The following is a 14,460-nucleotide window of genomic DNA, read 5'->3' on the forward strand; positions in this document are numbered from 1 at the left end:
ATACCAGCACAGATGGTTGCGTGTGGAATTCCTGGTTACGCCGTATATACCGCCAACGGAGTGCAACAATGCTGAACATGATTGGCTTGGATTTTTATGGGAAGCGCCACACAGAATTCGACCTAATACGAATCAAAAAAGCTCAGGCGCAAGGCTTCGATAGACCGATCACAGCGTATCTTTGCAGCGCCTCCATCAAAGCCCGAACGGGCATAGGCGTAGTGTTTGGTCACAACCGTAAAGACCAGTATGGGCGGTTCGGCGACGGCCATTTGATCCGCACTTCTGATGTGATCAAAGTCGAGCGTGAAGGCAGGTTTTGGGTGATGACGACGGAGAATAGTCGTTACGTCTTGGCGACGTTCCAGAGGGGTAATGGACGTGCAAGCCTGCGTGAGTTTCTGCGGCTTTCACGGGGGATGCACCACTTCACCCCGCGAGGGTTACAGTAATGGTCGTGGTCTTCTTCCACTGGCGAACCCTCCTGAATGGCTTCGAGGTGGTGTCATGATCGTCAAGGCAGGCGAAGTCATCTGCATTGCCTCGGGCATTTTTGAGAATTACGACCGCGCTGGGCCCTTTGTTGCAACGCAGGACTTCGACCTCGATTCATTAATAGCAGAGGCAGTGAAGCCGCTCACAGAGAAATGGGAAGTGTCGAGTTTGTTTGGCGATATACCCAGGGTGCTTTTCGAAAACGGGCTTATCACCAAGCTTCCTTGTCGCAAAATTTACCTAGGAGCGATGGGCGAAGTCGACATTCGGGAAGAGCAGGATGACCTTTGATGACGACGCTTCAAGCATTTTACTAAAGCGTCATGATGGTAGCGATAGAGCTGAGATGGTTTGCCTTGCAGTAGCCGCAGTTAGGATCGCGGTAAACGTCGATGACTTCAGCGGCTTGTGCCGCTCCGGTCATGGGTAGTGTCGTGAACGCGGCAATTCGCAGACTGGCATTCATGCGAGTTCTCCAGTTTATTACTAATTCTTACCGGCAGCAGCAACCGCCGCCGTTCCCGCCACAGCCCGAGTTTTTCTTACTCGCTACGCTTTCCACTGTCGCCAGCTGTGCTGGATAGCCCGCGTTCTCCAGGGCTGTAAGCAGCGCATGGCTGTGCGAATCGCCGCTGACCTTCACCCGTCCGGCTTTTAAATCCACCGATACGTAACTCACGCCTTCAACTGGGCGCAGCGCTTCGGTGACATGTTTGACACATGAACCACAGCTCATGCCTTGGACTTGCAGTTCAACAATTTTCATTGGTGACTCCTCACAACAAAGTTGATCATGGAAAGACTAACGCATGAGGCTTTTTTGCGGCGTTGGCTTATCCTCAACCTTGCCGCCATGGCAAGGTCAAGCGGTCGTTGTCACTCAATCAATGGAAGCCTGGCGCAGACGTAAGGCGTTGAATACTACCGACGCCGAGCTCACGCTCATGGCCAGTGCGGCAATGAGCGGTGACAGAAGGTGACCGGTAAGTGGATAGAACAAGCCGGCAGCCAGTGGGATGCCCATGGCGTTATAAAGGAAGGCGAAGGCCAGGTTCTGGTGCATATTTCTCACCGTCGCGACTGACAGGCTGCGCGCCCGTAGGATACCGAGCAGATCCCCCTTCACCAGAGTGACCTGAGCGCTGTTCATCGCCACGTCAGTGCCAGTGCCCATGGCGATTCCTACATCAGCGCGAGCCAGTGCGGGGGCATCATTAATGCCGTCGCCGGCCATCGCCACCCGGTGTCCGGCTAGTTGCAAAGATGCCACCAGACGTTCTTTATCTTGCGGCTTGACCTCGCCGTGAACCTCCTCGATGCCCAACTGGCGGGCTACCGAGCGAGCAGTTGTAAGGCCGTCGCCAGTGGCCATGATGACCTTGACGCCATCCGCCTGCAGACGCTCGACGGCCAGCTTCGTGGTGGGTTTGATGGGGTCGGCAACAGCCAGTAAACCCGCCAGGGCGCCGTCCACTGCCAGGTACATGATGCTCGTACCGTCGCCGCGTAGCTTCTCGGCATGTTCTTGCAAGCTGTCTGTGGAAACGCCGGCTTCCTGCATCAACGCGGTATTGCCTATCATCAGTCGGCGACCCTCGACCTGACCGCTTACACCAATACCTGAGGCTGACTCGAAGGTTTCAGGTGTCACCAGTTTTAGCCCTGCGGCACGAGCCTGCTCGACGATGGCGTGGGCCAATGGATGCTCACTGCCCTGATCGAGACTTGCGGCCAGGCGCAACACTTCATCCTGAGTAAATCCGGGTACGGCCTCGACGCTATGGAACGCTGGTCGACCTTCCGTGAGGGTGCCAGTTTTGTCGACTATCAAGATGTCTATCTTGCGCAGGTTTTCGATAGCGGCGGCATCGCGAAACAATACGCCGCTGCCAGCAGCCTTGCCGGTGGCAACCATGACTGACATCGGTGTCGCTAGGCCAAGGGCACAGGGACAGGCGATGATCATGACCGCGACAGCGTTGATCAGTCCGAACACCCAACTTGGCTCGGGCCCCCAAAGCCCCCAGCCGAGTAGAGTCAGCGCGGCGATAGCAATCACCACAATCACGAAGTAACTAGCAATCACATCTGCCAGCCGTTGCATCGGCGCTTTTGAGCGTTGTGCCTGCACAACCATCTGCACAATCTGTGCGAGGAGGGTCGCTGATCCTATCTTCTGCGCCTGCATCACCAGACTACCGTGGATGTTGAGAGTGGCGCCGATCAGCGCGTCGCCGGCCCTCTTCATGATCGGTATCGGTTCGCCGGTGAGCATCGACTCATCTACAGCGCTTTCGCCTTGCAATACCTGGCCGTCTACAGGTACTTTTTCTCCCGGACGCACACGTAATGTGTCGCCGCTGTGTACGTGTGTCAGAGGGATGTCTTCTTCCGTGCCATCGGCATTGATCCGTCGGGCAGTTTTTGGGGCCAGTCCAAGCAGCGACTTGATGGCAGCCGAGGTTTGCGAGCGAGCCTTGAGTTCAAGCATCTGGCCGAGAAGGGTCAGTGAGATGATCACAGCCGCTGCTTCGAAGTACACACCGATGCGGCCCTCCATCATGAAGTTGCTGGGGAATACATCGGGGGTCAGGGTTGCCACGACGCTGTAAAGGAAGGCCGCCGCCGTGCCGAGGCCGATTAGCGTCCACATGTTCGGACTTCGCTGAATCACCGAACGCACACCACGCACATAAAACGGCCAGCCAGCCCACAGCACGACGGGTGTAGCCAATCCCAGCTCGACCCAATTTTGCGTGGTGCCATGGAACAACTCCAGGGCATGGCCACCCATAGCCAGCACGGTGACGATCACTGTCAGCGGCAATGTCCACCAGAAGCGCCGGGTGAAGTCCTTGAGTTCTAAGTTCTCTTCTTCCTCCAATTCGGGAATCACCGGCTCTAAGGTCATGCCGCACTTAGGGCAGACGCCGGGGCCGATCTGGCGAATTTCCGGATGCATGGGACATGTGTATTCAGCGGCACCCGTTAACGGTTCTGCTGTTGTCTGAGGGACTGGTTCGATTTTCGGTTGAGATATTCGATAACGCTCGGGCGCTGTCCTGAAGGCCGTTTGGCATTTCAGACTGCAGAACCGGTAGTGTTGCCCCTCATATTCCGTGCTGAACTGGCTGTCGTTACTGACGGTCATGCCACATACCGGGTCATGGGAGCCAGTGGCTTGGGGTTCAGAGTTCTGTATTGGGCCGTGCTCTTGACGAACCTCAGGGGTGTGCATGAGCTAACTCCTGTTCGCATCCTTGGTTGAGACTGAGGTTTCGCCGTGATGATTGTGACCACCGTGGTGGTGCCCGAAAAAATGCATCAGCGGGCACAACAGCAAAATCATATAAGGCAGTAAACCCAGCATATGGCCGTAGTGTTCTCTTGCCAGATAGAACAGCACGATCACCAGCAGCATACCCAGCGCTATGCCGGGTTTGCTCCTCCAAAATGTTGGAGAGGTGTTAGCGGAATGTGGCGAATTCACCATGGTTCTGTACTCCTGAGGGAGTGCGGTTTAGTGATACGTCGTATAGGTGCAACGGGCGGCAGTTTTACCCTTGGCATATTGGTTAAGGTAAAACCGTCGCTGCATTGCCTACAGGCTTGTGCGCGTCACTTGCTCGTCGGCATGTTCATCATGCTCGTTTGCTGATCCATCATTTTCATCATCATGTTCATCATTCCCATCTCCATGCCGTCTTTGTTGCTGCCCATGCCCTTGCCATGACAGTTCTTATGCATCATGTCCATGCTTTCCTTCATCGTCTTCATGCTCTCCTGCATGGCGGCGTGTCGCTCGGCAGGGGTCTTGGCGGCGGCTGCCTTGTCGTGTGCAGCCTGCATTTTTTGCATTTGCTCGGTCATGACATTGTTTTGCATCGGCGTAGCTGCTTCGCTTGTCTTGGCGGGCGCGGTCTGCCCCTCCGGGTGATGCTCATCGACTGCCGAGGCGATAAGTGGGCTGCTCACGAGCAGGGTGGCGAGGATAAATTTCAATGTGGCATGCATGGCAATCTCCAAAGGGTCAGGACAATTCAGGTAATACCAAGCCGCGCCAGGTTGGCGCAGTCAGACAGTGCGCCGAAGATCGGCGCGCAGAAGGTCGGATTAATCGTTGAAACGGACGAAAATCAGGCGGGCAGGAGGTCTGGCCGGTACAGGACGCCGTAATGCAAGAAAGGCAAAAGCGGAGGGATTGGCGGGATACAAAATCAGCAACGCTGGGATAAGGAGCAGAAACGTCCAACTGAACAGGTCAAATATTTGAAGATGGAGCGAAGGACTTACAGCTATTGCCGCATCGGAGCAGTGCTGAAGGCAACCGAGGGCATGGGCGTCGTGGCTATCGTGATCTTGCGTGGTGATCAGCGAGACATGAGTTGTAGCCGGATTGTGGCTGGGCTGTGCCAGACATCCCTGGGTCGCTGCCAGACCAAACGCTAACACCCACAGCACGATGGCGAGGCGTATGAACGTTGGTTGACGATGGCGAAACCAGAACATGGAGAATCTCCGGTACTGATTAGCGGATTTTGATTTTTCAACATACTCCACATTGAAGTGCCACAGTTGATCTACATCAATTTATGCAGCCGGCTGTCGGTTCTGTGGTGCGGTCAAATTTTATGACGCCCATCGATCTTTCAGATGTTGAGTTTCTCCGGGTGCTGTCAAAAGTGTAATCACCGGCTAAGCGTGCTGACAGGTACGTTCCCTCATCATCCTCATCGAGCTGACGCTCAAACTCTCTGGTTTCATCGAGAGTCAATTCCTTGAAGGAGATGCACTATGAAAGCAACCAACGTTGTGATTCTTACACTCAGTTTGGCTATATCGTCCCTGGCCTTTGCCGAAGGTGGCGGCGACCGTGCGGTTGAGCGCATGGAACGAGCTCGCGAGACGGCAATGGCCACCGGAAAGTCTGCCCCCGGAGCTGAGGCGCAAGAAAATATTGCACAAGAGAAGCTCAAGGCTGAAAAGCAGCCTCACCATTGCTGAGCCAACCAGCTTACTGAAATGTAATCACCCCGTTTGCTGGCTTATGGCATCTTCCGATACATCAAGCGCACTAGCTCGTCTAGCGTTAGCCCTTAGGGGCACGCCCAGTGCGCACATCTAACATCCGACTGACGGGACATGAATCGGTATGCAAGCCAAAACCTCTCGGCGCACCTTTGTGAAAGGACTCACCGCAGGCGGGATTCTCGGTGGTTTAGGCCTCTGGCATACCCCTATCTGGGCCGCCCCTAGAGTGGGCGATGCCAATGTCTTGTCAGGTACAGAGTTTGACCTCTTCATCGGAGAAACACCGGTAAATATCACTGGGAACTCCCGGACGGCCATGACCATAAATGGCGGGATTCCTGGGCCCCAGCTGCGCTGGCGTGAGGGCGATACCGTGACCTTGCGGGTCAAGAACCGCCTCAAGGATATGACTTCTATCCACTGGCACGGAATTATCCTTCCGGCAAACATGGACGGTGTTCCAGGCCTTAGCTTCCATGGAATTGAGCCTGATGGCACGTACGTCTATCAGTTCAAGGTCAAGCAGAACGGAACGTACTGGTATCACAGTCACTCCGGCTTCCAAGAACAGGTTGGTGTGTACGGCCCACTGGTCATCGATGCCAAAGAGCCTGAGCCTTTTGAGTATGACCGCGACCTCGTGGTGATGCTTAGTGACTGGACTGATGAAAATCCTGCTTCGCTGATGAAAACACTGAAGAAACAGGCGGACTACTACAACACCCATAAGCGAACAGTGGGTGACTTCATCAATGACGTGGCTGACAAAGGTTGGTCAGCGACCGTCGCTGATCGCAAGATGTGGGCCGAGATGAAGATGAATCCTACGGACATTGCGGACGTCAGTGGTGCGACGTACACCTACTTGATGAACGGACAGGCTCCGGACTCCAATTGGACTGGCACCTTCAAACCTGGCGAAAAGCTCAGGTTGAGGTTCATCAATGGTTCAGCCATGTCCTACTTTGATGTACGAATTCCAGGTTTGAAGATGACTGTTGTGGCCGCTGATGGCCAATACGTCAAACCGGTAAGCGTGGATGAGTTCAGGATCGCCACTGCCGAGACTTTCGACGTGATCGTCGAACCCACGCAAGAGGCCTACACACTGTTTGCGCAGTCGATGGATCGGTCGGGTTACGCCAGAGGCACCTTGGCTGTCCGGTCTGGCATGACTGCTCCAGTGCCTGCGCTAGACCCTCGTCCTCTAGTCACCATGGCCGACATGGGTATGGCCGGTATGGATCACGGTGGGATGGCCGGTATGGGCGATATGGCTGGAATGGATCACAGCAAAATGGCCGGTATGGGAGACGACTCGATGCAGGGTATGTCAGGTATGGACGGCGGAGCCATGAAAGATAGCTCTGGTGCTATGCAAGGCATGTCCAGCATGCAGGGAATGGATCACAGCAATATGTCCATGGGCGGCATGAATGGTATGGGAGAAATGCAGTCGCACCCAGCCACAGAGTCCAACAATCCCCTCGTCGACATGCAAGCAATGTCGACCTCTCCGAAGCTCGATGATCCTGGCATGGGCCTTCGCGACAATGGACGAAAGGTGCTGACGTACTCTGATCTAAAAAGCACGTTTGAGGATCCAGATGGCCGTGAGCCAAGTCGCACTATTGAACTGCACTTGACCGGTCATATGGAGAAATTTTCCTGGTCTTTCAACGGCGTGAAGTTTTCAGACGCCGAGCCGGTAAAACTGAAGTATGGCGAGCGAGTTCGGTTCGTTCTTGTGAACGACACCATGATGACTCACCCCATCCACCTGCATGGGATGTGGAGCGACCTTGAAGATGAAAACGGGCAATTCCTTGTCCGCAAACACACCATCGATATGCCGCCAGGATCAAAGCGCAGCTACCGGGTGACTGCAGATGCGCTGGGACGCTGGGCCTATCACTGCCATCTCCTATACCACATGGAAATGGGCATGTTCCGTGAAGTGCGCGTGGAGGAATAAGGAGATGGCTATGAGTAATTTCTTAAGCGGGACTCGCATGCACTCGGCTGTACTCACGGTCGCTCTCACTGCTGGTGTTGCCTTGCCGGCAGCTGCTGAGTCTAGCCAGGGGGTGGCCGCTGGGCAGATGCAGGGCATGGATCACAGCCAGATGCAGGGTATGGATCACAGCCAGATGCAGGGCATGGATCACAGCCAGATGCAGGGCATGGATCACAGCAAAATGGAGGGTATGCAGCCCGCCAAGCAACCACTAACTCAAAGCCGGACTCCGATACCACCACTTACCGATGCTGACAGAGCCGCAGTCTATAACGCCCCTGGTGGTCATGAAGTTCATGACACTGCAATCAACTCATTTTTTATATTTGAGAAACTGGAATGGCAGGATGCTGACGATGGAAGCGCGCTGAACTGGGAAGCACAAGGTTGGATAGGGGGAGATGTTGATCGGCTATGGTTGCGCTCCGAAGGTGAGCGCACCAATGGGAAGACTGAAGAAGCAGAGGTTCAGGCACTTTGGGGCCACTCCATTAGCCCTTGGTGGGATTTAGTCGGTGGGGTTCGTCAAGACTTCAAACCAGGCGACCCACAAACGTGGGCTGCTTTCGGTATTCAGGGCCTGGCTCTCTACAATTTCGAGGCCCAGGCTACTGCTTATCTGGGTGAAGGTGGCCAGACCGCTGCTCGGTTGGAGGGTGACTACGACATTCTCCTTACCAATAAGCTGATTCTGCAACCGACGGCAGAATTCAATTTCTATGGCAAAAACGATCCTCAACGCGGGGTCGGTTCAGGGCTGTCTGAAAGTGAGGTTGGTTTGCGGCTTCGGTACGAAGTCCGCCCGCAATTCGCACCTTACGTCGGTGTAACTTGGAATCGGGCTTATGGCAGAACCGCAGACTATGCCCGCGAGGAAGGCGAAGATAACAACGAAGCACGCCTAGTGCTCGGCGTCCGAGTGTGGTTCTGAAACAAAGTTAGCGGTACTAAATAATTATCTAACCTCATTACAACAGCTTCGCGCTGTGAGGAGCCTTGCATGTCCGTATTCAAATCCTGTGTTGTGGCCGTCGCTCTTTCTTCTAGCCTGCTGCTCAGTGCAGTTGCCCAAGCTCACCCGAAGCTGCTGTCTTCAACTCCGGCTGAAGGCGAGAGCGGCCCAGCTCCTGCGAAGATTGAACTGCATTTTTCCGAAAACCTGGTTACTCAGTTTTCCGGGGCCAAGTTGGTCATGACGGAAATGCCTGGCATGTCACACTCCCCTATGCCCATGAAAGCCAGCGTGTCTGGCAGTACCGATCCTAAAACCATGATCTTGACCCCGGCCTCTCCTCTCACCGCTGGTACTTACAAAGTCGAATGGCGAGCGGTCTCCTCCGATACCCATCCGATTACCGGCAGCGTTACTTTCAAAGTGAAATAAGCGTGGGCGACCCATTGAATGTGGCGCTGCGCCTCGCGCTTTATCTGGATCTAATGCTCCTGTTCGGCCTGGCGGTCTTTGGACTGTACAGCTTTCGGGGTAAAGAGCGCGTGTCCGGAGCGGTGCTGCATTTTGGGTGGATACTGCCCGGCACCGCTGCTATAGGCATGCTTTTGTCCGTAGCAGCTTTCATGATTATCACAAGCAATATGAGCGGCGCCTCCGACTGGGACGAGCTGCGGCCTCATCTGGAAATGATGCTGTACGAGACTGAGATCGGCTATAGCTGGGTGACGCGCATGATCTCGCTGGCAGTGGTGATTTTTGTCGCAAGTCAGAGCAAGCGATGGCCAACAGGGAGTCTCTGGGTTGCTACCTTGGCAGGCAGCATCGCCTTGTCCACGCTTGCTTGGACAGGTCATGGGGCAATGGACGAAGGTACTAAGCGGTTCTGGCACTTTGCAGCTGATATTCTGCACCTCCTCTCCGCTGGGGGCTGGATCGGAGCTCTTGCGGCGTTTGGCCTGATGTTGAGGATTAAAGGGGCTAATCCGGAGCAACTCGTAAGAGTGCTGTCACGAGCGCTTAAAGGATTCGAAACAGCGGGTGGATTTATTGTTGGCACAATCATAATTACTGGCGTCGCTAATTATCTCTTCATTGTCGGGCCGACAGTAATCGAACTCGTAACTAGCACCTACGGCATTCTCCTGCTGATGAAAGTCCTGCTTTTCGCTGGGATGATTGGGCTTGCTGCACTCAATCGTTTCTACCTGAGTCCCTCACTTGAACGTTCTTTGAAGGCTGGGGATTATTCTCTGGCAGCAACTGCCTTGAGAAAAAGTGTGATGCTCGAATCGACCTGTGCAGTTGTCATCGTTTTCTTGGTGGCATGGCTAGGAACGTTGAGCCCTTCAATCGAGATGGCTCAAGGGTGATTCATGAGCCAGATCTGAGCGTCACTATGGACGCTCAGGACTAGGTAAAAACTATCGGCTCGAGGGGTAGTCAGCGACCACTTCTTGCGCACCTGCCTTGGTGAGCCCCAATACTTGATAAGGTTGATGATTCTGGCCGTAGTCCATGCCGGGGGAGCCTGCTGGCATGCCTGGTACTGCAATTCCTGCGAGGTCTGAGCGGCCACTCAGCTTCTTGATTTCTTCCGCAGGGACATGCCCCTCTACGAACTTGCCGTCAATAACAGCCGTATGGCATGACGCGAGTCCCTGCGGCACTCCTAAGCTCTGCTTAATAGCGCTCATATTGCTTTCAACATGGTCGACCACCTTGAATCCATTCGATTCAAGGTGCTTGACCCACTCCTTGCAGCATCCGCAGTTCGCGTCACGATGCACATCGATTGTGAGCGGCTCAGCCGCCTGCGCGACAGCACAAATCATCAAGCCCACGGCGAGCGATAGCTTTCGTTTGAACATTCGATGCACCTCGTAGCGTTTTAGTATGCGGTTGCTCTGCAAGCCCCCTAGCCTTGGGCCAGCCGTCATGCTTCCACAGTGGTTGGAATTAGGTTAAGCGCAAAAAGCTCAAATCGCTGATTACATTTTTGTAAGCCGCCTGCCAATTCACTCCATCCAACCCATCACACACCGACCTGTCGTGGCATCGGGCGATCCGTGGGCTGTTGAGGCAATTACATTTACGTAAGCTTGCGCACAGATGTCAGATTGGTAGCACACTAGAACACCGCAAACCGGAGCCCGTGCATGAAACTCTTGGTCGCAGAAGACGAACCCAAAATCGGAATGTACCTACAGCAGGGTCTTGTGGAGGCTGGCTTCACTGTCGACCGAGTTGTTACGGGAACAGAGGCGTTGCACCATGCGTTAAATGAGACCTATGACCTTCTGATCCTGGACGTAATGATGCCCGGCCTGGACGGCTGGGAGGTCATTCAATCTGTCCGCATAGCCGGGAACTCAGTTCCTGTTTTGTTTCTGACAGCCAGGGACGGGGTTGATGACCGGGTCAAAGGGTTGGAACTAGGAGCGGACGATTACCTAGTCAAACCCTTTGCATTTTCCGAATTGCTTGCTCGCGTCAGAAGCTTGCTCCGCCGTGGTTCCGCCGTACCCAACCAAACATCTATCAAAATCGGCGATCTGGAGGTCGATCTTCTGAAACGACGTGCCTCCCGCTCAGGTCGACGCATTGACCTCACCGCCAAAGAATTCTCCCTCCTAGAACTCCTTATGCGCCGTAGAGGGGAAGTCCTGCCAAAATCACTGATCGCATCGCAGGTTTGGGATATGAACTTCGACAGTGATACCAACGTGATCGAAGTAGCAATTCGCCGGCTCCGGGCCAAAATCGATGATGATTTCGACACTAAGCTGATTCAGACCACCAGGGGAATGGGCTACATGCTAGATGCGCCGGATACTGAATGAAGCGTGTATCTCTTACCTTCCGTTTGAGCATGATGTTTGTCTGTGCCGTGGTAGCCGTGCTGGTTGTAGCAGGCTTTACCTTCGATGCTTTTAGTAGACATCACTTCAAAGCGCTCGACCGTCAAGCGATGACGGAAAAGCTCGTATCCATTCGGCAAATCATGGATGGCGAGGCCGGCTCCGTAGACTCTTCAGAAGTGGTGTTACAACTGCAAGCCCTGCTGGGCGCCCATCAGGAGCTTTCAGCATCGATTGTCACCAACGGAGGGAGGACGATCTTCGCTACTCCCAACGGAACTGCACAGCCTACCGCTGCGGTTCATGAGGCTGGGGAAGGTTTGTTGGAGTGGACGGCTGGCGGCCATACGTATAGAGGCATGAAGGCCCAAGTTCATTTAGTGAATGAAGCTGAGCCACTAACCGCATGGTTAAGTATGGATATCACCAGTCACATGCACTTCGTTGAAACTTTGCGTTGGTGGCTGGTCATTGGGCTGGCTATCAGCGCTCTGGTCAGCGCAGCGTTAGGGTGGCTGGTGGCGCGCAGCGGGTTAAAGCCGGTCGCACAGGTGACGCAAGTCGCGGCCTCAATGTCAGCCGGTTCGCTGAAAGAACGCATCCCGATGGACTCGGTGCCTCGTGAGCTTGAGAGCCTTGTCTCTTCTTTCAACGCCATGCTTGCTCGCCTTGAAGAGTCTTTTGTTCGGCTGTCCAACTTTTCAGCCGATATTGCGCACGAGCTACGAACCCCTATCAGCAATCTGCGTACACACACCGAAGTCATCCTTTCAAAGAAACGTGCACCGGACACTTATGAAGAGAATCTCTATTCAAACCTGGAGGATCTGAACCGACTCTCCAGCATTATTGACGGCATGCTTTTCTTAGCAAAATCGGACAACGGTCTGGTTCTACCTGCCAAAGAGAAAGTCGAGTTGCGTTCGGTGGTCGAAAAACTTTTCGAGTATTACCAGTTGCTGGCAGAAGACACCGGAGTAAAGCTACAAGTCTCCGGACACGGCGCGGTCTATGGTGACGGTACGATGTTGGATAGGATGATCTCGAATTTACTTTCTAATGCGCTCAGGTATACCCCTCCTGACTGCACTGTCTCCGTAAAAATCGAGTCGTTGGGTAGCATAATCAGCTTGTCAGTGAAGAACCCCGGCGAGGAAATAGCTGGAGAACATCTGCCCCGGTTGTTTGACCGTTTTTACAGAGTCGATCCTGCACGTAGAGAGGGTGCTACGAACAACGCGGGGTTAGGTTTGGCAATCGTCAGATCACTGGTTGACGCCCATGATGGCGCCGTTGAGTGTGTCTCCGGAGGAGGCTATACGACCTTTGAGATCCGCTTACCTGCTTGGCCTGCTGACTGAGAATAAAAGAAAACTCCCGTGCCTCTTCTTTGAGGAACAAGGCCGCAATGCGGCCTTGTTTATTTACGGCGTCACTCGTGTGAATGGCCGTGCCCAGCGATCTCAGAAGTTGCGTCTTTTTCATCGCCTCCGCAGGCCGTCATCAAACCAAGGAAGCAGATCAGGAGCATCGAACGGATCATGGTTGTTGGGGTTTTCATTGGAATACTCTTCAAAAATGGATGAAATTGAATGACATGTGGTCAAGCAGCACGCTGCGTTTCTTGCCGTAGCACAGCCATCGCTGCTTCTGATTACTGTTTGACGCCCAAATAATCGCCGCTGGTTTTCAGTGTGATGGTCACGTCGTTAGTGCTGCGATTACGCCAAAACCAACCATGGGTGCCGTCAAAGATGGCGGTAAATTCACCCTTATCACTTTTGACCTGCTTGCCCTTGTTGTAGCTATGGAAGTAACCCTTCTCACCGTTGTAGGGTTCGCCATGGGTATCGAAGTTCACAGGCCCACCAACCGCAGTCCATTCGTAGCCAACAGACTTGCCCTTCAAGACTTCGAACTTTATTTCAGTCCCTTCACCTGGCTTGAGCGTGACGCTCATTTGATTAGTCTTCAAAGCTGAAGTGGGTGTGGGAGCCGGCTGAGCAGCAGGTTTCGCAATAGGCTGGACTTGCGCAACCTGTGGAGCTGGAGCTGGAGCAGCAGCTTGCGGTGGCGCGGCATCCGCCAAAGCTTCCTGAGCAAGGATGATCTTCAATTCGCCCATTTGGGTCAGTCCCAGTGCTCGGCCCACACCCGTTGGATCGACGGCATATTCCGAAGGCATAACCACTGTCACCAGCAGGCCGACCGCAGTCAGCAGTGCAATGACAGTGGAGCGCACCAGTTTGCGAGTGCTTGGCAATTCATTAACAGTGGGAAGCGGAGTATTGAACATGGTCAGAATTCCTTACGCGGAGACAAACAGGCCGGTGATCTGGTAACCCATCAAGAGGAAACCGGCACTCATCATGGCGACGTTGGCGGTATAGGCGTGGCGCCAGAAACTGCCGGTGCGCCGCCAATACCCCATCAGAATGAGAATCGCGCTGAGGGCCAGTAACTGGCCGATCTCAACACCAACGTTGAAGGCGATCAGGTTCGGAATCAGGCCATCAGGTGAGATCTCGTATTCCTGGATCTTCGTCGCCAGACCAAAACCGTGGAGCAAGCCGAAGATCAGCGTGGCCACTTTGGTGTTGGGTTGGAAACCGAACCAGCGCTGGAATGCGCCCAGGTTATCGAGCGCCTTGTACACCACCGAGAAGCCGATGATGGCGTCGATGATGTACGAGCTGATGCTGACCTCTGTAAGTACGCCAAGCAGCAGCGTGACCGAATGACCTACAGCAAACAGCGTGACATACAGCCCCACGTCTTTCAGGCGATAGAGGAAGAAGATCACCCCGAACAGAAATAGCAGGTGGTCGTACCCGGTCATCATGTGCTTGGCGCCCATGTAAATGAAAGGCAGCAACATGACGCCGGAGCTTTCCTGGATGAAGCCTTTGTCACCTTCCGCGACGGCGTGAGCCATCGCCTCGGGCATTCCCAGGAAAAGTGCAGCGATAAGTAAAAACAACGTAACCGTCTGGCCAACTCACCTCTCAGCACACAGACCAGCTCAGACAAGAACGGGTGGAAAACAAAGCCTTGCCCGCAGGTATACCCATTGAATAAGCCTGTATCTGACGTAGCTCATGCGGAGC

At 54.1% G+C, this 14,460-nt stretch carries 17 protein-coding genes and 1 pseudogene; 9 read left to right on the forward strand and 9 right to left on the reverse strand.

The window, feature by feature from the left end; all coding sequences use genetic code 11:
* The first annotated feature begins 68 nt into the window (after positions 1 to 68).
* Together AC19YS_RS23365 and AC19YS_RS23370 are read left to right on the forward strand one after the other, a co-directional pair.
* Positions 69 to 452 carry a hypothetical protein gene (locus AC19YS_RS23365; protein WP_032894847.1) on the forward strand — a complete coding sequence of 128 codons (384 nt, stop codon included), beginning with the start codon at positions 69 to 71 and terminating at the stop codon, positions 450 to 452.
* 55 nt (positions 453 to 507) lie between these two features.
* Positions 508 to 786, forward strand: coding sequence for a hypothetical protein (locus tag AC19YS_RS23370; protein WP_095023249.1), 279 nt, complete (start codon positions 508 to 510; stop codon positions 784 to 786).
* Positions 787 to 847: 61 nt separating this feature from the next.
* Here the strand turns inward: AC19YS_RS23370 and AC19YS_RS23375 are convergent.
* The 6 genes and pseudogenes from AC19YS_RS23375 to AC19YS_RS23400 form a co-directional block, all read right to left on the reverse strand.
* Positions 848 to 961: pseudogene (locus AC19YS_RS23375) on the reverse strand (DUF411 domain-containing protein); the annotation flags it as partial.
* 27 nt (positions 962 to 988) lie between these two features.
* Positions 989 to 1,261 carry a heavy-metal-associated domain-containing protein gene (locus AC19YS_RS23380; protein WP_032894845.1) on the reverse strand — a complete coding sequence of 91 codons (273 nt, stop codon included), beginning with the start codon at positions 1,259 to 1,261 and terminating at the stop codon, positions 989 to 991.
* A gap of 114 nt (positions 1,262 to 1,375) precedes the next feature.
* Complete coding sequence (locus AC19YS_RS23385; RefSeq protein WP_032897731.1) at positions 1,376 to 3,646, reverse strand: heavy metal translocating P-type ATPase; 2,271 nt, start codon at positions 3,644 to 3,646, stop codon at positions 1,376 to 1,378.
* A gap of 90 nt (positions 3,647 to 3,736) precedes the next feature.
* Complete coding sequence (locus AC19YS_RS23390; protein WP_032894843.1) at positions 3,737 to 3,988, reverse strand: DUF2933 domain-containing protein; 252 nt, start codon at positions 3,986 to 3,988, stop codon at positions 3,737 to 3,739.
* Positions 3,989 to 4,113: 125 nt separating this feature from the next.
* Positions 4,114 to 4,509: a hypothetical protein gene (locus tag AC19YS_RS23395; protein WP_032894840.1), complete on the reverse strand. Its 396-nt coding sequence runs from the start codon at positions 4,507 to 4,509 to the stop codon at positions 4,114 to 4,116.
* Positions 4,510 to 4,608: 99 nt separating this feature from the next.
* Positions 4,609 to 5,004, reverse strand: coding sequence for a hypothetical protein (locus tag AC19YS_RS23400; RefSeq protein ID WP_032894838.1), 396 nt, complete (start codon positions 5,002 to 5,004; stop codon positions 4,609 to 4,611).
* A 285-nt stretch (positions 5,005 to 5,289) separates the two neighbouring features.
* Between AC19YS_RS23400 and AC19YS_RS23405 the strand changes: the two genes are divergently transcribed.
* The 5 genes from AC19YS_RS23405 to copD all read left to right on the forward strand — a co-directional run bounded on the left by AC19YS_RS23405 (position 5,290) and on the right by copD (position 9,865).
* The gene (locus tag AC19YS_RS23405; RefSeq protein WP_032894835.1) at positions 5,290 to 5,499 is read left to right on the forward strand and encodes a co-regulatory protein PtrA N-terminal domain-containing protein; all 210 of its coding nucleotides are present in this window, start codon (positions 5,290 to 5,292) and stop codon (positions 5,497 to 5,499) included.
* 148 nt (positions 5,500 to 5,647) lie between these two features.
* Positions 5,648 to 7,501: a copper resistance system multicopper oxidase gene (locus AC19YS_RS23410; protein WP_032894833.1), complete on the forward strand. Its 1,854-nt coding sequence runs from the start codon at positions 5,648 to 5,650 to the stop codon at positions 7,499 to 7,501.
* A gap of 127 nt (positions 7,502 to 7,628) precedes the next feature.
* The gene (locus tag AC19YS_RS23415) at positions 7,629 to 8,474 is read left to right on the forward strand and encodes a copper resistance protein B (protein ID WP_232964630.1); all 846 of its coding nucleotides are present in this window, start codon (positions 7,629 to 7,631) and stop codon (positions 8,472 to 8,474) included.
* A gap of 69 nt (positions 8,475 to 8,543) precedes the next feature.
* Positions 8,544 to 8,927, forward strand: a complete 384-nt coding sequence (copC, locus tag AC19YS_RS23420) for a copper homeostasis periplasmic binding protein CopC (protein ID WP_032894831.1) — start codon at positions 8,544 to 8,546, stop codon at positions 8,925 to 8,927.
* Positions 8,928 to 8,929: 2 nt separating this feature from the next.
* On the forward strand, positions 8,930 to 9,865 hold the full coding sequence (copD, locus tag AC19YS_RS23425; RefSeq protein WP_032894830.1) for a copper homeostasis membrane protein CopD: 936 nt from the start codon (positions 8,930 to 8,932) through the stop codon (positions 9,863 to 9,865).
* 51 nt (positions 9,866 to 9,916) lie between these two features.
* On the opposite strand, the gene AC19YS_RS23430 is transcribed toward copD, so the two are convergent.
* Positions 9,917 to 10,363, reverse strand: coding sequence for a DUF411 domain-containing protein (locus tag AC19YS_RS23430; RefSeq protein ID WP_032894829.1), 447 nt, complete (start codon positions 10,361 to 10,363; stop codon positions 9,917 to 9,919).
* 288 nt (positions 10,364 to 10,651) lie between these two features.
* Between AC19YS_RS23430 and AC19YS_RS23435 the strand changes: the two genes are divergently transcribed.
* Together AC19YS_RS23435 and AC19YS_RS23440 are read left to right on the forward strand one after the other, a co-directional pair.
* Positions 10,652 to 11,335, forward strand: a complete 684-nt coding sequence (locus AC19YS_RS23435; protein WP_032894827.1) for a heavy metal response regulator transcription factor — start codon at positions 10,652 to 10,654, stop codon at positions 11,333 to 11,335.
* Positions 11,332 to 12,714: a heavy metal sensor histidine kinase gene (locus AC19YS_RS23440; RefSeq protein ID WP_047338274.1), complete on the forward strand. Its 1,383-nt coding sequence runs from the start codon at positions 11,332 to 11,334 to the stop codon at positions 12,712 to 12,714. The genes AC19YS_RS23435 and AC19YS_RS23440 overlap by 4 nt, the downstream gene beginning before the upstream one ends.
* 293 nt (positions 12,715 to 13,007) lie before the next feature.
* Here AC19YS_RS23440 and AC19YS_RS23445 read toward each other — a convergent pair whose 3' ends face one another.
* Entirely contained in the window at positions 13,008 to 13,649 is a 642-nt protein-coding gene (locus tag AC19YS_RS23445; protein WP_158879133.1) for a transmembrane anchor protein, read from the reverse strand.
* Between the two features lie 12 nt (positions 13,650 to 13,661).
* Positions 13,662 to 14,300: a HupE/UreJ family protein gene (locus tag AC19YS_RS23450; RefSeq protein WP_240344226.1), complete on the reverse strand. Its 639-nt coding sequence runs from the start codon at positions 14,298 to 14,300 to the stop codon at positions 13,662 to 13,664.
* Positions 14,301 to 14,460: the final 160 nt, after the last annotated feature.

This window comes from Pseudomonas sp. MF08831 (genome assembly GCF_059862645.1).